The following is a 16,106-nucleotide window of genomic DNA, read 5'->3' on the forward strand; positions in this document are numbered from 1 at the left end:
ACGGGCTTGTTCTGCAACTTTTGGCTCTTGTTGCGGTACGTGCCACGACGTTGATCAAATCTTCTAGTCCATCTCTAGCGCAACTGCTTGAACATGTGTGGGAAACTCGTCTTTATTCTGTGTTGCATCGAAGCTCCACAACCATATGATGTGCAAAATGGAAGATGCCCGTATTTCTCGTTTCGGCCCTACGAGCGCTGCACGTTACGCAGCAGATCTTGAACTGTTTTTACCTCGGCAAGGAGAGGCAGTATTTGCCAATGTACCTTTCGAAATCGAAGCGTCTTTTGGTGAACAAGAGTTCACTGACGCAGATGGGTTTGGTTTCAAATTGAGCTTTCGAAGGGCTTTTGTCGAAATTGTTGCGGCCGATTGTGAAATCTCTCGAGAAGGCCGATATCAAAGATCGCTTCCAAAGGAACAGTTTCAACACTTGTTAAGGAGAGAGAGCGAAAGCTCAGATGCGAAGAAAGTGTCTGCGTCTGGTGGCATATCTCTGAAGTTTTCAAAAATCCTGTCTGCGCTGGGTTTTGAAAGTTCGATGCATGGTGAAGTTAGAAAATCCCTGCAAACAGGTGATACACTCTCAATAGAGAGTCACCTAAATTTTAGGATTGTTCGTTGGGTCGGTGCGAACCGATGGCAAATTGGTCATGAGGTAATTGGAGATCCGAACGAGCCAAATGGCGACTTGCGTGGTGGTTATCTAACACCTCTGGGGGATGGTGTTGTGGAAGGTGCGTCGAACCCTCTGTGCTTTCTCAACCCAACTAAAGGTAAGAAATTTGCTGCAACCGTTGAGCTTCGCGCACGAAAGCGTGACTGCGTATACGCTCCGTTGGGAGAAGAACGTAATGAGGAACGTTGGGCTAAGAAAAACAGAACGCAAATTGAGCGGTTGCTGGTAATGAAAATGCTAGAGGAGCAAAACAGAAGCGATGGTTTGACTCCGCCCGAAGGTGAAGTTGTTCTTGCGCGTGGCAGCATCGAAGTTAAAAAATCGCGTTCTATTAAGTAACAAACTCAGCGAGAAAAAATGAAAAAAGTCAGCGTATTCTCGCCCGATCTGCCTTTGTTGAAGGCTATTCGACAATCAAACTCAGCAGTCCTGACAGATCTGTGTGCGATTGCAGGACTTGATCCAAATTCGGATTTTAAGCAGCTTTCGTTCGCGGACGTGGACTTCCGTGGTTCTGACCTTTCGTCCTTTATTATTGACACCGACTTGCCAAAGCACTTGACTGCGGAGCAGATGAAAGAAATGGCTGAACAGGTGTCTGCGCCTCTTCCGAAGAAGATTGAAGAAACCGGTTTCAAACCGTTTATGCACTCGGTAGTCGACGCAGTTAATGAAGCCAACCTAGCTTTCCAAAGAGATGAGAGAATTTCTGGTATTTCAACTGGTTTTCGTGATCTAGACATAAGATTGAGCGGGTTGCATCAGTCCGAGCTAGTAGTCTTAGCAGCAGCCCCTTCAATGGGAAAAACTGCGCTTGCCACGCAAATTGCGTTCAATGTGGCTAACGTCACTCAGCTCAACGATAGTTCTACACGAAACTTCAGGGGCGGCAGTGTTGGATATTTTTCTCTTCATTTTAAAGCTGGTCAACTTGCGCAACGAATATTGGCAATTGAATGCGAGGTGCCCGTCGAAAGAATTCGGCGGGGCGATTTGACTGAACTGGAGTTTCAACGATATGTCACAGCCGCCAAAACCCTAGAAAGCATCCCTCTGTTTATAGATGATACATATGGAAGTGCAGAAGAGTTAGTCGAAAGAGCTGAGAAGCTGAAACGCGACATTGGGCTCAATTTGCTTGTTGTCGACATGATAGATGACCTGTCGGACAATCATGAAAGCACAGCAAAACATGCGGTGGATATCGATAGAATCTTGAGCTTATTCAAACAATTGGCTAGAAATGAAGAAATCTGTGTTCTGGTAACCACAAGTATCGGAAAAAAGATCCTACGAAGAAGCGACAAACGCCCTAAGTTATCCGATCTTAACGAAATTGATCCTGTCAATCGGATCGCAGATACAGTTTTGTTCTTACATCGTGAAGCGTTTTACGTCGAGCAACGAAAACCTCCTGATTACGATTTTGATGCAATGACACAATGGGTGGAGCAAATGGAGCGAGTGCACGGTTCTGCAGAAATTACTGTAGCAAAACAGCGTGACGGGGCAACCGGATTGGTTGAATTGGGGTATGAAAGCATGTTTGCTCGCTTTGAAAATTTAGCGAAACCTTGGGACGCATTCGAGGAGTATTAATAGCGAGCATTGAAACTAGCGTGTGTTTGGAGCTTGATATTACCATTTTTTACGCACGTCTTGAGCTACGTAGTACTCAGGAGGGCAATTTTAGAACACTGATCAAGTTGTTTAGATCAGTTCAATGGCATTTCGTAGCTTGTTCTCGTTGTAGTCAATGTATCGCTGGGTAGTGGAGATATCTTTGTGGCGAGCCAGGACCTGTATGACTCGAACGTTTACGCCCTTATCAGCGAGCTCAGTCAAAAATTGTCGGCGGCCGCTATGGCTGCTAGCGCCTTTAACGCCAGCTAGGTCATAAATCCGAGCAAACAGGTTAACAATTGTTTGCGCACTAAACCCGCCGCGTTTTGCGCTAAAAATTAGCGCTGCGTGCGGATTTTTCATGTGACGAGGGTAGGTGGCGGCGTATTTGGCAAGGACTTTAGCAAGGCGCTTGCTTACCAGTACTGTGTTTGCTTCGTCGCCTTTGGTCTGTCCCGCTGCTAAGAAGAGCGTGTCACGTACTCGTCCTTGAGCATCGTATACATCTCCAACTTTCAATCCTGCTATCTCGCACGCGCGTAGGCCGGCAAAAAAGCTTAGCGCGAAAACTGCACGGTTTCTTGACCTGTAACGATGCGTGTCGATCACTGCATATACGCGTTTTTGTTCCGCTTCTGTGAGTAGCTTGGCTTGTTTCATAACTCACCTAAAATGTGTGATTTCGTTGTAATGCATTGTAAATTCACACATTTTGGCAAGCGACCAAAAAGTTTTCTTAAGCTAATCTTTTGATCTAAAACCGAAAATTGAAACAATGTTAGAGATTATGAAATTTATAACATTTTGGGTTTAGGCACGCTTTCTGTAACCACAGCCAAAATACTGTGCTGCTCCCGCAAGTATTCTTCCAAGGAAGAAATTACTTCTCGTAGCGCTACAATTTCTGAGTCAACGATACTGCCCACGCGCTTTTTGCGCACATGCGTGATCGCGAGTTTGGCTTGAGCGTGACGAAGGCAATCAATCGCAGTTTTCACGCTAAAGTCGCTTTTGCTGTTCCTTTGCACCGCAAACCAGCTCCGACTGCAGTTGCACCAGTTCATACTAAAGTCTTCAGCTGTGCTGATTAATTCTTCTGCTCTAAGTTTTCTGTAAACCTGCTCCATCAATAACATTTAAGTTCTCCCTATTATTTTTGCGTTTTGATCAGGGCGCGGTGGCCGTGTCCGATCTACGGCCATTCAAATCCTCGAACTGCATGGCGCAACACTTGCCCCGAACTACCGAGTATCTGCCTTAGCTGACTAAGTTATTTATCTTCTACTTGCAGCAGGGCTGTGATTGCCTGAGTATTTTGGTTTTTTTGGTCTTGAAGGTTCCGCTACGCGAACAGGCTTTTGGGGAGGTTTCGGATCAAGTTGTGTTTCCCGGCGCTTCGCGGTTGTTCTATTTGCCGTTGGCGTTAGCCTCGCTTGCGCCTCATTCAACTTCAAACGACGCAGGCATTCACTGGTCGTTTCCAAAAGTCGTCGAGTTGCATGTATTTGCTGGCGCTTGGGCAGGGTATCGAATGTTTGTTGTAGCGCTTGCAGCCTCTTTTCCAATTCGTTCATCGGTGTGGTTCTCCTCAAGCTATTTATCTTGAGTGGGCTAAGTACGACGTTCGAGGGATCGAATACTGCGATGGCTAAGAGTGACCGGGTAACGCGAAATGTAGTCAGCTTAAGACAATGGAAGTAAGCGCGGTACTTGTTTAGGCCGGCTCAGGCAGCGGCGACTTTGACGAAGGCAAGCAAGAAAAAGACGTCTTGTCGACTTGCGCTGCCGAACGACTCCAAAGTTCGCTTCTTGTTGGACGATCCGGTGCTGATGAAAGATGTAGCATTAAGCTTTACTTGCTTGGATACTTGTATAGGTTGTGAGCCCAAATTATTGAAACGCATAGACGTTCGAATCTGGCTGAGAGCGCACCTACTTGATCGAGCACAAACAAAAGTCACTAGTTCCGTTTCTTAAGTGGGCAGGGGGGAAGCGCTGGCTCGTGGACCGGCACGCTGAACTGTTCCCTTCATTTAGCGGACGTTACTTTGAGCCCTTCCTAGGCGGTGGTTCTGTCTTTTTCTTTCTGCGACCTGGCTCGTCAACGCTGTCGGACGCGAATGGACGTTTAATCGAATGTTATAAGCAAATTAGAGATGATCACGTAACCGTTGAGTCGCTACTACAGGAGCACCAAAAGTTACATTCTCGTGACCATTATTATGAGGTTAGGGAAACGGAGTTTGACACACCGAGCGCTCGAGCAGCTCAACTGTTGTACCTAAACCGAACCTGTTGGAATGGCCTATATAGGGTCAACTTGAAGGGAAAGTTTAATGTCCCGATTGGTACAAAGTCTAAGGTCGTATTTGAGAACGAGGACTTCGCTGAGATTAGTCGCGCTTTGCACAACACTGAGTTGAAGCAGTGCGACTTTGAAGAAACGATCAACTTGGCTGCTGATGGTGATTTCGTCTTTGTTGATCCGCCCTACACAGTGAAACACAATTTCAACGGATTTCTAAAGTACAACGAGAAGATATTCAGTTGGGATGATCAGGTTCGCTTAAGAGACGCTGTGTCACGAGCAGCGTCACGAGGTGCAAAAGTCTTGGTTTCAAACGCGGCCCATTCGTCAGTGCGAGAACTCTATTCTGATCTTGGAAGTACCAGAGAACTCCTACGTGGAAGTGTCTTGGCGGGCAAAAAGGAAGCACGAGGCACTGTGCAGGAAATTTTAGTTGAAATTTAGGCGGGTTAATTCTGTATGAAGAATTTCTTTCAAGCCATAGCTGAGGCGTGTCTGGTTCTACTTATTACCCAGATCCCTATTTGGTTGGGGTTGGTCGTTTACGCTTTGGGCGACAAAGATGCGACGATGAGCACCGCTTTGGATGTGCTTGCAAACAAGTATTCGCCCGGGGATGTTTTAAGCTATGCAGCAGGTATTCTTGGTTCGTCAACAGCTTATGCAATTATGAAAATTGGAGTTTTTCGAGCGAAACCTGGCCATATGATCTGGCTTATTCTCTTTCCGTTTTTGGCAATTTTGTTAGCTGTTCCCGTTTATATTCAAGATCTCGATGGGCAAGTAGAGAATGAGTTATTTGCGGCTTGGTATGTGTTGGGTGTTTTGCTGTTTTCGGCGGTTTTATGGGTCTACGCGCTCTATCAGTCACGAGCTTTTTTTGACGTGCATTTGACTGGGCACTCTGCATCGCGCCGAATTGTTAAGGAGATTGAGGGATGAGCGATATGTTTGAGCAGAGCGAAATATCATTTCGCGCAATCCCAGTTGAGCAGCCTATTGGTACCTTCTACGTGGGTGTAATGGATGCGAGAGATTTGGTGGCGGTCTCAGTTGCTGATGTTCGCCGTCTTCATGAGAATGAATTCGACGAGTATATTGGAATTCAAAGACGATTGTCTCCGTCAAGGACGAAAGAACTGAAGAAATACGTCCAGTCCTACGATGCGACTTTTCCGACAGCTGTAATTTTAGCGGTTAGAATGGAAAATGCTGATTGGGACGAAAAAACTGGAATGATGACGCTGTGCGGTACTGATGAAGTCCCGATAACGGAAGTCGCAAGTATCATTGATGGACAGCACAGGGTGGATGGTCTTACCGCGATCCATGAGCGCGGCTTTCAAGTTTCAGTTTCGATTTTTGTGGGCGCTGACATTGCTACACAAGCGAATATTTTCGCAACGGTTAACTTGGCCCAAACCAAGGTCAATCGTAGTTTGGTTTATGATTTGTTGGACTACGAAAAGAAACGTAGCCCGCAAAAAGCAGCTCACCACATTGCTGTTGCTCTTGATCAAATCAAGACCAGCCCGTTCCAGCATCGAATAAAACGGTTGGGAAGCGCCACGGAGGGGCGAAAAAACGAAACGGTAACACAAGCGGCCGTCGTGGAATCGTTGTTAGGCTTAATGTCACCTGACCCAATGTCAGATAGAAACTCGTTTCTTCGTGCATTCAAGTTGGAGTTACCAACAAATGAGCAGCACATGAAATATCCGTTTCGGCAAATGTTTTTGAAAGGACACGATACCGATATTACCAAGGTCGTATTGCACTTTTTCCAAGCTGTGGAACATCGTTGGCCGACTTCGTGGGGCGATCTCGACCGAAAGGGTAACGTCCTTCCTAAAACGAATGGCCTGAAAGCCTTAATGCGTTACTTGAAGCCTCTTTACCTACTAATTGCCGGGGAACGACGCGAATATGTGCCTTCAAAAGAAGAATTTGGAGAATTTTTGGCTAAGGTAGAGTTGAACGACGAGGACTTTAACACCGTGACATTCCCCCCGGGGACATCTGGGGAGTCTCGGCTATATAAAATCCTTATTTCATCTTTATCAGAGCAAGATCGTGAAGAGTTAACGCTGCTGTAATGCACTCACATAGCATTTCTTTTCATAGTTTTAAGAACCAAAAAATATTTCCCTAAGTTGTTCAGGCATCTGAAAGCAAAAGAAAACAAGTGAACTAAGGAGTTTGTGGCGTGTGGAGGTCGTATACAGCGCGTTCAGAATTTTTCTTATTACCTGGAGCGCTAATGTTGCATTGGTTTTAGAATCTGCATCAATCCACTCTCGGTGAGCTTTCCAGCCGCAGTTGCTTCGAGCGCGAGCATCTTAAGGTGCTCATCGGGTTCGTACGCTGCATGTCCCGCGCCTACAACGCTAAGAAGCGCCTCTTCGCTAAGTTGGCCTGCTAAAAGCAACTCAAAAGCTTTTGTCGCAACGTTGTTTGATCCGTGAACGCTCGTTTCTTTGCCTTGCGCTTGCTCTTTCAATTTTTGTCGATCACGCCCCGAGTGCTGATCGGCGTTCATCAGTGGGCTCAGATCGCTATAGAATTGGTCCACTACTTTTGTGCTGTTGCCAAGCTGGCGACTAAGCGCGTGAGTGTTCATGCCACGTTTCAAGGCTTGAGTTGTGTAGAAGTGGCGAAAACTATACAGCGTTCGTGTTCTGCCGTCGCTTCCTATTCTCATGTCATTGTGTTCAAGAAACGCTCTGAAACTTCGGCTGAGGTTAAAAAGATCTGCTTTGTCTCCGCTGCGCGTTTGAAAAACCCACTCATCGCTTCGTTTTTTTATTAACTCGTCGAAAGTCATGTTGGCTAGAGCGGGGTTAAGGTCTCGCTGTCTGTCCAGGTACGCTCGTGTTCTATCGCGCGCAATCAACTGTCGACCGCCAGTCTTCCCAGAGACAAAAAAACTTATGTACCTCTCGCCTTCAATATCGACCCACGCAATGTTCTTCCACTTAAGGTTAAGTGCCTCCGTGCCATGCCTGATACCTGTGTTGGCCAGAACGAGCACATAGTTCCTAAGAACCTCGCGCGTCTCGCGCGTTATCCGATTTTTGGTGTGATTGTGCCAAGTTCGTAAACCTCTGTAGATAGTCCGATACTCTTCCACCAAAAAGGAACCCCTTCTCTGAGTTTTCGTACCTTTGTTGAGAAGGGTGGGTCGTATGGAGGTGGTAATCCACCCTTGGAGCAGAGCTTCATCGAAAACGCGATTCAGGGCACTGTTATGAGTGTTGATAGTGCTATGCGAAGCTTTGCGTCCAAGTTTTTTTGTGCGCCATGTATCGAAAGCTTGTAGGTGGGCAACCTTAATAGATGCGACATCCATTTTGCCGAAGTAGGGGTCGAGGTAACGATCGATTGCTGTGATGTAGTCTTTAAACACGATGCGTCCACCGCCTGCTTCAAGCTCATCACGCATTCGCTGCTTGGCAAACTCAGCTACACGGCGGAACTTGCGAGTGCTTTGGGGTAGATTGTTCTGAGAACGGTAGTCGGCGGTGTAATACTCCTGTTGAGCGGCTTCCTTCGCCTTTTCAAAGTCACTGGTGCCCGTCGAGAAGCGGTGCCAGTCTCCATTGTCGAGTTTGATCCGCGCTTGCCACCGACTACTGCGACCACGCCTGTAAAGCGTCAAACGTTCGTTCACTTTTATCGACTTGTTGTCGGCCGCCATGTGTCAAACCATTGATTTCAAAGTGTATGTTGACACTACACTTTTTGAATCAGGAAAGCTTTCAAAAAGTGTGCTGCAGGTGTGCTATGGGGCGTCGGCGCGATGCTTGGCTATATCTTGTGGATATTTCTGAGATTTGCGGACCAAACCACAATATGTTGGAGGCGAGTACCGGAATCGAACCGGTGTACACGGATTTGCAATCCGCTGCGTCACCACTCCGCCAACTCGCCTTTCCCAGTGAAATCAATCACTTGCCGTGGTGTGGGTGGGGTTCTAACAGCTTTCTAAATGAAGGTCCAGAGCCTAACATGCAATTCTGGGGTCCCGGCCTGCGAATTCGACGCTGTGTCGACAGGTCTTTTTTGCCGCGGACGGATTTGCGCTCTGGCCCGTTGCCGCAGGGGGGCGGATGTGGCACAAGCCCGATAACTGAGCGAAAAAGAATGAGCGATCACATGACAGATTTCGCAGCACGACGCCTTACCATGGTCGATACGCAGGTCCGGCCCTCGGACGTGACCAAATTCCCGATCATTGATGCCATGCTGACCGTTAAGCGCGAAAACTTCGTGCCAGATGCGCAGCGTGAGGCCGCCTATGTCGGCGATCTGATCGAATTGGGTGCCGGACGTTGCTTGTTGGAGCCCCGGACGCTGGCCAAGATGCTTGATGCTTTGAATATCTCCAACGACGAAGTGGTGTTGGATATCGCTCCGGCACTTGGATATTCGACCGCGGTAGCCGCGCGCATGGCTGAACTGGTGGTCGCCGTTGAATCGGATGAGGATCTGGCTGCTGAAGCACAATCCTTGCTGATGGAAGCGGATGCCGACAATGCGATCGTGCACACAGGACCATTGGAGCAGGGCGCGGCCGAGCACGGACCTTATGATGTGATCATGATCCAGGGTGGGGTGGAACAGGTGCCCGACACTCTGCTGGATCAGCTCAAAGATCGGGGTCGGATCGTCTGTCTGTTCATGGAAGGCGATTTGGGCACAGTAAAAATCGGTCACAAATCCTCAGGCCGTGTATCCTGGCGCTATGCCTTTAATGCCAGCGCCCCGGTTTTACCCGCTTTTTGCGCTGAGTGTGCATTTTCGCTATAGTTAATAAATAGAAGTTTTTTGACGCCTTGATTACTTGAAAACAACGGCGCAAACTGCCTTGGTGGTTGCGTAATTTCGATTTGAGAGGATTTGGTGATGCGCGGGACGGCAACAGGGAAGCTGGTCAAAGGATTGGCTTTGGCAGCTGGTATTGCATTGAGTGCGGTGCCCGAAAGACCGGTTTGGGCGGATAATCTGACCGATGCGTTTATCGGTGCATATAACACCAGCGGCCTGCTTGAACAGAACCGCGCCTTGTTGCGGGCAGCGGATGAAGATGTTGCAATTGCCCTCTCTGCGCTGCGCCCGATCATCAGCTGGACGGTACAGGTGAGCCGGGACTACACGCGATCGCGCACCGGTGGAATTGTCACCACGAATGAGCCATCGAACTTTTTCAGTGGTCTTACTTTGGGTCAATTGATCTATGATGGTGGGGCATCTGTTCTGGGAAAACAGTCGGCGCAGGAAACCGTGCTGTCCACCCGCCAATCCTTGATCGATATCGAACAACAAATCCTGATCCGCGCGGCGAATGCTTATCTGGGCGTGCTGTTGCAGGAAGAAACCGTGGCGATTCGCGTGAACAACGTCGAAGTGTCTGCGGAAGAATTGCGTGCCTCTCAGGACCGTTTCGAAGTTGGTGAGGTCACCCGTACAGACGTGGCGCTGTCGGAAGCGCAGCTTGCCAGCTCGCAGGCGGATCTGGCGGTCGCCCGCGGCAACCTGAGCATCGCGCAGGCCGAATATGTAAACGCGGTCGGCAAGGCGCCGGGACGCACGGCAGGTCAGCCGAGATTGCCCAATCTCCCGCGATCAGAGGGCGATGCGATCAATCTGGCGCAGCGAAACCACCCTGCCATCCTTTCAGCGCAGCATCAGGTTCGCGCTTTGGACCTGATCGTGCAGCAACAACGCGCAAATCTGGGTCCGAATGTCAGCTTGAACGCGGATGCGGGCATTACGGAAAGCTACGACAACGACAACTATGTCAACGACGCGACGATCTCGCTGAACTTCAATCAGCCGATCTATTCCGGCGGTGGGCTAGCCGCGGCTGTGCGTCGCGCAATGGCGACACGAGATGCGTCGCGCGCAAATCTGCTGAATGTTCAGAAAGACATCACGCAGGGTGTCACGGATCGTTATGCGGCATTCCAGGCTGCCTCAGCCAGCTTGCGAGCCTCAACCGAACGGGTTCGCGCCTCGCAGGTCGCATTCGACGGCATCCGCGAAGAGGCAACTCTGGGTGCGCGGACCACATTGGATGTTCTGAACGCGCAGCAGGATTTGCTGGATGCGCAACTTGCCGAGGTTGCGTCACGCACAGAACGGTCCCGCGCCGCGTATGAGTTGCTGCAGGCTCAGGGGTTGCTGACTGCTGAACGCCTGGGATTGGCCGTTCAGATCTATGATCCGACGCTGTATTACAACCTGGTTAAGAAGGCACCGTCGCAGATCAGCAAGCAAAGCCGCGATCTGGATCGGGTGCTCAAGGCGTTGCGCCGCGACTAAGTGGCATCACTACCGGTTGTGGTAAGGGTCCGGATTGGCTACAATCGGACTTAGGCTTAGAGCGGTAGTGAATTATGTCAGATAGTGTTGTAAATACCGGTTCTCAGGACGTTCTTTCGTCGGTCAAACGCTTGGTCAACGAAGATACGCATGAGGAATCAGAATTTATCTTTATCCCAACCGCTCCGGCGCCCAAGCCGGGTCGGCTCGTTTTGACCGATGCGCTGCGCGTAAGCGACGAACCGCTGATGCCCGAGAAGCTTGCGCCGCTCAAATTGACGCCACAGCACAGCGCCCCACAGAGTGCGCCTGCGGAGGCTGCGAATGCGCCTCGATCCCCTGCCGAACCGATGCGCTTGCAACCCAGTGATGTCGTGCGCGAGGGCGACGCGAAGACAAAGGTCGCTCAAGAAGAGGCCCCCAAACGCGATCTGGCTGGCAGTTTGAGCGCCAAGATTGAGGCCCTTGAAGCCGCTATCGCTCGGACCGAGGATCAGTGGGAACCCGATGGCGAAAGCGATGACGACTATTCGGGAACCAGGACCAAGGCTGTTGAATGGCCAGTTGAAAATGGTTTCGCTCAAGCCAAAACCACCGAACCCGAGGCAGAACAGGCCGCGACCTTCGTGCGCGCCCCAGCTGTTGCCGGAGATAAGGCCACCAAGCCGTCTGTGTTGAACCTGAGCGAAGAGGAGCTGCGCGAAATCGTGACTCAGATCGTCAGGGAAGAGCTGCAGGGCGCGCTCGGGGAACGGATCACACGCAACCTGCGCAAAATGGTCCGGCGCGAGATTGCCCGGGCTATTGCGGGGCAAAGCGCCAAATAATCGCTAACCGCGTCGGGGTTCTTGCGCAAGCGTCAGCAAAAGATCCAGATTCATATGCTTCTCCAGATGGTCGGCAAGATCGTCCAGAACCTGCTCGACCCCATCTTCATATGCGTTTTCTGCGCTCACACCCAATTGCGCCAGATAGCTGGCGCGAAACGCATCCGAGGTGAAGATTCCATGCAGATAGCTGCCGCGTATCCGACCATCGGCGCTTGCGGCTCCTTCGGGCCGTCCTTCGATCTGTAGCCATGCGCGGGTGCAGTCCGGCCCATCGGTGCGGCCCATATGGATTTCGTAACCACTTACTGGTTCGCCATTGGGTAAGGCGGTCGCGTTGCGGAGCGTGACTTGTTTCTGCCCCGCCATCGTGGTTCTGACATCCAGCAGGCCCAGCCCTTCGACCGTGCCGGGGCGGCCATCCACGCCATCGGGGTCAGAGATAGTCTTGCCCAACATCTGATACCCGCCACAGAGCCCCAGAACATACCCACCCCGGCGCACATGCGCATAGAGGTCGATATCCCAGCCCTGTGCGCGGAAATGAGTCAGATCGCCGATGGTTGACTTGCTGCCCGGCAGCAGAACCAGATCCGCGTCGCCGGGCAGGGGGCGACCGGCTGGAATAATCTCGACCGACAAACCCGGCTCAGCCGAGAGTGGATCGAGATCGTCGAAATTCGCCATCCGCTCCAGCTGAGGCACTACGATTTTGCAGTCTCCACCCGTGTGCGAGCGGATATCCATCATATCCTCAGCGGGAAGTTTCCACGCGTCATGGAACCACGGTACCACGCCCAGACAGGGCCAACCGGTGCGGACGGCGATATCGTCACGCCCTTCATCGAAAAGCGACACATCGCCTTTAAACCGGTTCACGGCGAAGCCCCGGATCATCTGCACATCTTTGGCGTCCAGAACCGCCTGCGTTCCTACGATCTGGGCGATCACACCACCACGATGAATATCGCCGACCAGCACCACCGGAACGTCGGCGGCGCAGGCAAAGCCCATGTTGGCAATATCCCCCTGGCGCAGGTTTGTTTCGGCGGGGCTGCCGGCGCCCTCGATCAGAACCAGATCGGCATCACCGCACAAACGATCAAAGCTTTCCAGCGCCGCGTTCAGCAGTTTGGATTTATCTTTGCGATAATCACCCGCCTGCATTGTGCCTGCACGCTGGCCTTGAACGATAATCTGAGCGCCAGTATCGGTTTCGGGCTTGAGCAGGATCGGGTTCATATCCGTGTGGGTTGGCCGTTTCGCAGCCCGCGCCTGTAGCGCCTGAGCACGCCCGATCTCACCCCCGTTTTCGGTGACGGCAGCGTTGTTCGACATATTCTGCGGCTTGAACGGTGCTACCCTCAACCCACGCCGCGTGTAGGCACGCGCCAGCCCGGCCACCAAAACCGATTTTCCGACATTGCTGCCAGTGCCCTGAATCATGATGGACCGCGCCATGGACCCTCTCCTATGTTGATGCGCACATGACCTGATTTGGTGGCAAAGGAAAAGCCTAGATGAACACACCTGCGCATCTTTTGATTGGCGCTGCCGCCTTTGCCCGCCCGGCCCGAGGGCCCGTCTTGTGGGCGGTGGTGGTCGGATCCCTGTTGCCTGATCTGTCCTTGTATCTGATGGCAGGGGTGTCGCTGTTCCTGCTCAATATCCCAGAACAGGTCGTGTTCGGGCAGCTCTACTTCTCTCCGGGCTGGCAGACGGTGTTTGCCGTCGACAACTCCTTTTTCTTGTGGGGGATGGCTCTGGCCTTGGGGCTTTGGCGCGGATGGCATCTGTTGACGGTTGGCGCGTCGGCAGGTCTTCTGCATCTGGCGCTGGATTTCCTGTTGCATGCGGGTGACGGGCGACCGCATTTCTGGCCGTTCAGCAATTGGGTTTTTCACAGTCCGTTAAGCTATTGGGACAGCGCGCACCATGCGCTGTGGATCGCACCGATTTCCATCGCGATGTGCATCGGGTCCTACGGAATTCTGTGGCACCGAGGGTTATCAACCTCGACCAAGCTGGTATTTGCATTGATGCTCGCTGCTGAGCTTTGGGTCGCGCGGCAATGGCTGCTGTTTTTCTGAACTTACTTGGTCGACAACGAAAAAGCGCGCCCTGCTGAGAGGGCGCGCTTTTTGCACGAAATACAGAACGTGATCAGGCGGCTTCTGCCTGTTGTGCTGCATTCCGGCGTTCGCTTTCCTCGCGCGATAGCGCAACCGAGGTCCGCACACCGCGGCCTACGAATTCCATCAGGCCATCGACAACCCGCTCGTTCGGGTCGATACCAGCGCAGGACAGCACTTCGCGCCCATCGCGCGAACGGGCCCAACGGGCGATTTGTTCAGGACCATTACCGTACTTCTTGTCATCGGCGATGGCGTCGTCCAGAGCAGCCAGTACAACGGCCGCGAAAAGTTTGCGTGCACGATTGCCTTGCTCGTTGTTAAAGGCAGTGCCGTCAACGAAATCTCTCATCTCGTTTTCCTTGTTGTTCTTGCTCTTGCATTTTCGGCGTGACGGTCCTTATGACCTATTAGGTGCGATTCGGATACACCTAAAATGCATAGTTGCGTTGCGTCATTTGCATGGCTTGCTGCGGTTGCAGCACTAGGTCTCGTTGTCTTGTCAGGTGTGGTCACGCCAGATATAGGGACGGCAACTGACGCATCAACCGTTTATGAAGGATTTAAGTCATGCCCAAGATAAATGGGAACGAAATTCGCCCCGGCAATGTGCTTGAGCATAACGACGGGCTGTGGGCGGCGGTCAAAGTAGATCACGTAAAGCCCGGTAAAGGCGGCGCTTTTGCGCAGGTCGAATTGCGCAACCTGCGCAATGGCTCGAAGCTGAACGAACGTTTCCGGTCAGCGGATAAAGTTGAACGCGTACGCCTGGAGCAGAAGGATCAGCAGTTTCTGTACGAATCTGATGGCATGCTGGTGTTCATGGACTCTGAGACCTATGAGCAGATCGAGCTGCCTTCGGACCTGCTGGGCGAGCGTCGTCCGTTTCTGCAGGACGGCATGACCATTGTTGTTGAGTTCTATGAATCCGAAGCACTGAACGCCACGTTGCCCCAGAAAGTAACCTGCAAGATCGTCGAAACCGAACCGGTGGTCAAAGGTCAGACCGCTGCGAACTCGTTCAAACCGGCGATATTGGACAACGGCGTCAAGGTCATGGTTCCGCCTTTTATTGGCCAGGATGAGATGATCGTAGTGAACACCGAGACCATGGATTATTCCGAGCGCGCCTGACACTGCGCCGGAAGGTTACCAAAGGGGCTGCCTCGCGGCCCCTTTTTTTATGCGTTGGTGCGACGGTACCGTTCGGGATGGTCGCCGAACAACTCTAGCACAAGCTCGTATTTGATGCGATTGGCGCTTACCTGCCGGTAGAAAGCGATCAGGAACGCAGTTGGCCCCTGAATACGGCTGAGCCCGCTGGTGGCAGCCACGACGGTGCCGACATCTGTCCGGCCTTGCAGCACCAGCCAGCCCCCTAGCATCAGAACGCCAACCGTGCCTGCGCCATTGATGACGCTTAGCAGGAATTTCGCGGATAGCTTCCACAGGAACATCTTGCGACGCGTCTCGTAGATGTCGTCGAACAGCCGTTCGATGTCCTGCGCGGCCGCGTCAATATCCTGTTGAGTCAGCCGGTCGGTCGAGTCCCGCAGGATTCGCACACGCTCGGCCACGAAGACGTTCACCTTGCGTTGTGAGATCAGAACGATGACGATCTGCGGCACGATCATGGAAAAGGCGATCAGACCCAGCCCGGGTTGCGTCGATGAGATATAGCCGATGACGCTGATCAACGTGCCGATCTGCACCACAGGGTCTGAAAACGCGCCGCCGGCGAATTTGCCCAGTTCTTCGGCCTCGGCGGAAACGGCGGTTGTCATCGTGCCGGTGCGCAGGTCTTCTCCGGCCTGGTCGATATCCACAGCGCGAACCAGCAACCGCCCCCGGATCAGGCGTATGAGGTCTTCGCCCAAGGTTCCGGCCCGATAGCCCAGCACCCATTTCAATGCGAGGCTCAGCAGGATGATCGCCATCATACCCGCGCACAGCAGGACCAGATGATTGACGTCGATATTGTCCGAGGTGAGGTGATTGACGATGTCGCGCTGAAACTCCAGCGGGGCGGCGGCCAGCGCGGCGATCGCTAATGAGAGCAGGATGAGGATGATCTGACGACCGGCGCTGACGCGCCAGATAGCGGAGTAAAGACGTAACATGCGGATATCCCGATACCTGAGTAACCCCAGTGATACCGCGTGTAGGGCAGGGGTCAAACATACATGACGGGTTGCTTCCTCCGCGTGCCGCGA

17 protein-coding genes and 1 tRNA gene are annotated in these 16,106 nt (G+C 51.9%); 10 read left to right on the forward strand and 8 right to left on the reverse strand.

The window, feature by feature from the left end:
• Window positions 1-157 precede the first annotated feature (157 nt).
• Both ACR0IV_RS01800 and ACR0IV_RS01805 read left to right on the forward strand, forming a co-directional pair.
• Window positions 158-1,018 (forward strand): hypothetical protein, encoded by an 861-nt coding sequence (locus ACR0IV_RS01800; RefSeq protein ID WP_480658171.1) that lies wholly within the window; start codon window positions 158-160, stop codon window positions 1,016-1,018.
• An 18-nt stretch (window positions 1,019-1,036) separates the two neighbouring features.
• The gene (locus ACR0IV_RS01805; RefSeq protein WP_480658170.1) at window positions 1,037-2,278 is read left to right on the forward strand and encodes a DnaB-like helicase C-terminal domain-containing protein; all 1,242 of its coding nucleotides are present in this window, start codon (window positions 1,037-1,039) and stop codon (window positions 2,276-2,278) included.
• A gap of 111 nt (window positions 2,279-2,389) precedes the next feature.
• Here ACR0IV_RS01805 and ACR0IV_RS01810 read toward each other — a convergent pair whose 3' ends face one another.
• From ACR0IV_RS01810 to ACR0IV_RS01820, 3 genes are all read right to left on the reverse strand, one after another.
• Window positions 2,390-2,962: a tyrosine-type recombinase/integrase gene (locus tag ACR0IV_RS01810; protein WP_480658169.1), complete on the reverse strand. Its 573-nt coding sequence runs from the start codon at window positions 2,960-2,962 to the stop codon at window positions 2,390-2,392.
• A 134-nt stretch (window positions 2,963-3,096) separates the two neighbouring features.
• Window positions 3,097-3,438 carry a hypothetical protein gene (locus ACR0IV_RS01815; RefSeq protein ID WP_480658167.1) on the reverse strand — a complete coding sequence of 114 codons (342 nt, stop codon included), beginning with the start codon at window positions 3,436-3,438 and terminating at the stop codon, window positions 3,097-3,099.
• Between the two features lie 138 nt (window positions 3,439-3,576).
• Window positions 3,577-3,876: a hypothetical protein gene (locus ACR0IV_RS01820; RefSeq protein ID WP_480658166.1), complete on the reverse strand. Its 300-nt coding sequence runs from the start codon at window positions 3,874-3,876 to the stop codon at window positions 3,577-3,579.
• A 362-nt stretch (window positions 3,877-4,238) separates the two neighbouring features.
• On the opposite strand from ACR0IV_RS01820, the gene ACR0IV_RS01825 reads away from it, so the two are divergent.
• From ACR0IV_RS01825 to ACR0IV_RS01835, 3 genes are read left to right on the forward strand one after another with little or no spacing between them, the layout of a single operon-like run.
• Window positions 4,239-5,054 (forward strand): DNA adenine methylase, encoded by an 816-nt coding sequence (locus tag ACR0IV_RS01825; RefSeq protein ID WP_480658164.1) that lies wholly within the window; start codon window positions 4,239-4,241, stop codon window positions 5,052-5,054.
• A gap of 15 nt (window positions 5,055-5,069) precedes the next feature.
• The gene (locus ACR0IV_RS01830; RefSeq protein ID WP_480658163.1) at window positions 5,070-5,552 is read left to right on the forward strand and encodes a hypothetical protein; all 483 of its coding nucleotides are present in this window, start codon (window positions 5,070-5,072) and stop codon (window positions 5,550-5,552) included.
• Window positions 5,549-6,706 (forward strand): DGQHR domain-containing protein, encoded by a 1,158-nt coding sequence (locus ACR0IV_RS01835; protein ID WP_480658162.1) that lies wholly within the window; start codon window positions 5,549-5,551, stop codon window positions 6,704-6,706. Before ACR0IV_RS01830 ends, ACR0IV_RS01835 begins: the two co-directional genes overlap by 4 nt.
• A 161-nt stretch (window positions 6,707-6,867) precedes the next feature.
• Here ACR0IV_RS01835 and ACR0IV_RS01840 read toward each other — a convergent pair whose 3' ends face one another.
• Window positions 6,868-8,307 (reverse strand): tyrosine-type recombinase/integrase, encoded by a 1,440-nt coding sequence (locus tag ACR0IV_RS01840; protein ID WP_480658160.1) that lies wholly within the window; start codon window positions 8,305-8,307, stop codon window positions 6,868-6,870.
• A 159-nt stretch (window positions 8,308-8,466) separates the two neighbouring features.
• Window positions 8,467-8,540 (reverse strand) — tRNA-Cys (locus ACR0IV_RS01845).
• Between the two features lie 225 nt (window positions 8,541-8,765).
• On the opposite strand from ACR0IV_RS01845, the gene ACR0IV_RS01850 reads away from it, so the two are divergent.
• The 3 genes from ACR0IV_RS01850 to ACR0IV_RS01860 all read left to right on the forward strand — a co-directional run bounded on the left by ACR0IV_RS01850 (window position 8,766) and on the right by ACR0IV_RS01860 (window position 11,761).
• A complete protein-coding gene (locus ACR0IV_RS01850) occupies window positions 8,766-9,419 on the forward strand; it encodes a protein-L-isoaspartate O-methyltransferase family protein (RefSeq protein ID WP_480658158.1) in 654 nt (217 codons plus the stop codon).
• 96 nt (window positions 9,420-9,515) lie between these two features.
• On the forward strand, window positions 9,516-10,934 hold the full coding sequence (locus ACR0IV_RS01855; RefSeq protein ID WP_480470248.1) for a TolC family outer membrane protein: 1,419 nt from the start codon (window positions 9,516-9,518) through the stop codon (window positions 10,932-10,934).
• A 74-nt stretch (window positions 10,935-11,008) separates the two neighbouring features.
• A complete protein-coding gene (locus tag ACR0IV_RS01860; protein ID WP_480658157.1) occupies window positions 11,009-11,761 on the forward strand; it encodes a hypothetical protein in 753 nt (250 codons plus the stop codon).
• A 3-nt stretch (window positions 11,762-11,764) separates the two neighbouring features.
• On the opposite strand, the gene ACR0IV_RS01865 is transcribed toward ACR0IV_RS01860, so the two are convergent.
• Window positions 11,765-13,222 (reverse strand): cobyric acid synthase, encoded by a 1,458-nt coding sequence (locus ACR0IV_RS01865; protein ID WP_480658156.1) that lies wholly within the window; start codon window positions 13,220-13,222, stop codon window positions 11,765-11,767.
• Between the two features lie 59 nt (window positions 13,223-13,281).
• On the opposite strand from ACR0IV_RS01865, the gene ACR0IV_RS01870 reads away from it, so the two are divergent.
• A complete protein-coding gene (locus ACR0IV_RS01870; protein ID WP_480658155.1) occupies window positions 13,282-13,851 on the forward strand; it encodes a cobalamin biosynthesis protein CobQ in 570 nt (189 codons plus the stop codon).
• Window positions 13,852-13,924: 73 nt separating this feature from the next.
• Here the strand turns inward: ACR0IV_RS01870 and ACR0IV_RS01875 are convergent, their stop codons facing one another.
• Window positions 13,925-14,245 (reverse strand): DUF6280 family protein, encoded by a 321-nt coding sequence (locus ACR0IV_RS01875; protein WP_170572372.1) that lies wholly within the window; start codon window positions 14,243-14,245, stop codon window positions 13,925-13,927.
• A 218-nt stretch (window positions 14,246-14,463) separates the two neighbouring features.
• Here ACR0IV_RS01875 and efp point away from each other — a divergent pair, with 218 nt between their 5' ends.
• The gene (gene efp, locus ACR0IV_RS01880) at window positions 14,464-15,027 is read left to right on the forward strand and encodes an elongation factor P (RefSeq protein ID WP_420586640.1); all 564 of its coding nucleotides are present in this window, start codon (window positions 14,464-14,466) and stop codon (window positions 15,025-15,027) included.
• A 47-nt stretch (window positions 15,028-15,074) separates the two neighbouring features.
• Here the strand turns inward: efp and ACR0IV_RS01885 are convergent, their stop codons facing one another.
• Window positions 15,075-16,013, reverse strand: a complete 939-nt coding sequence (locus tag ACR0IV_RS01885; protein WP_480658153.1) for an ABC transporter transmembrane domain-containing protein — start codon at window positions 16,011-16,013, stop codon at window positions 15,075-15,077.
• Window positions 16,014-16,106: the final 93 nt, after the last annotated feature.

Source organism: Ruegeria sp. C2, from assembly GCF_056537765.1.

Coding starts and splice junctions, on each gene's coding strand:
- ACR0IV_RS01800 (WP_480658171.1), top strand. CDS start 158: ATGGAAGATGCCCGTATTTCTCGTTTCGGCCCTACGAGCGCTGCACGT.
- ACR0IV_RS01805 (WP_480658170.1), top strand. CDS start 1,037: ATGAAAAAAGTCAGCGTATTCTCGCCCGATCTGCCTTTGTTGAAGGCT.
- ACR0IV_RS01810 (WP_480658169.1), bottom strand. CDS start 2,962: ATGAAACAAGCCAAGCTACTCACAGAAGCGGAACAAAAACGCGTATAT.
- ACR0IV_RS01815 (WP_480658167.1), bottom strand. CDS start 3,438: ATGTTATTGATGGAGCAGGTTTACAGAAAACTTAGAGCAGAAGAATTA.
- ACR0IV_RS01820 (WP_480658166.1), bottom strand. CDS start 3,876: ATGAACGAATTGGAAAAGAGGCTGCAAGCGCTACAACAAACATTCGAT.
- ACR0IV_RS01830 (WP_480658163.1), top strand. CDS start 5,070: ATGAAGAATTTCTTTCAAGCCATAGCTGAGGCGTGTCTGGTTCTACTT.
- ACR0IV_RS01835 (WP_480658162.1), top strand. CDS start 5,549: ATGAGCGATATGTTTGAGCAGAGCGAAATATCATTTCGCGCAATCCCA.
- ACR0IV_RS01840 (WP_480658160.1), bottom strand. CDS start 8,307: ATGGCGGCCGACAACAAGTCGATAAAAGTGAACGAACGTTTGACGCTT.
- ACR0IV_RS01850 (WP_480658158.1), top strand. CDS start 8,766: ATGACAGATTTCGCAGCACGACGCCTTACCATGGTCGATACGCAGGTC.
- ACR0IV_RS01855 (WP_480470248.1), top strand. CDS start 9,516: ATGCGCGGGACGGCAACAGGGAAGCTGGTCAAAGGATTGGCTTTGGCA.
- ACR0IV_RS01860 (WP_480658157.1), top strand. CDS start 11,009: ATGTCAGATAGTGTTGTAAATACCGGTTCTCAGGACGTTCTTTCGTCG.
- ACR0IV_RS01865 (WP_480658156.1), bottom strand. CDS start 13,222: ATGGCGCGGTCCATCATGATTCAGGGCACTGGCAGCAATGTCGGAAAA.
- ACR0IV_RS01870 (WP_480658155.1), top strand. CDS start 13,282: ATGAACACACCTGCGCATCTTTTGATTGGCGCTGCCGCCTTTGCCCGC.
- ACR0IV_RS01875 (WP_170572372.1), bottom strand. CDS start 14,245: ATGAGAGATTTCGTTGACGGCACTGCCTTTAACAACGAGCAAGGCAAT.
- efp (WP_420586640.1), top strand. CDS start 14,464: ATGCCCAAGATAAATGGGAACGAAATTCGCCCCGGCAATGTGCTTGAG.
- ACR0IV_RS01885 (WP_480658153.1), bottom strand. CDS start 16,013: ATGTTACGTCTTTACTCCGCTATCTGGCGCGTCAGCGCCGGTCGTCAG.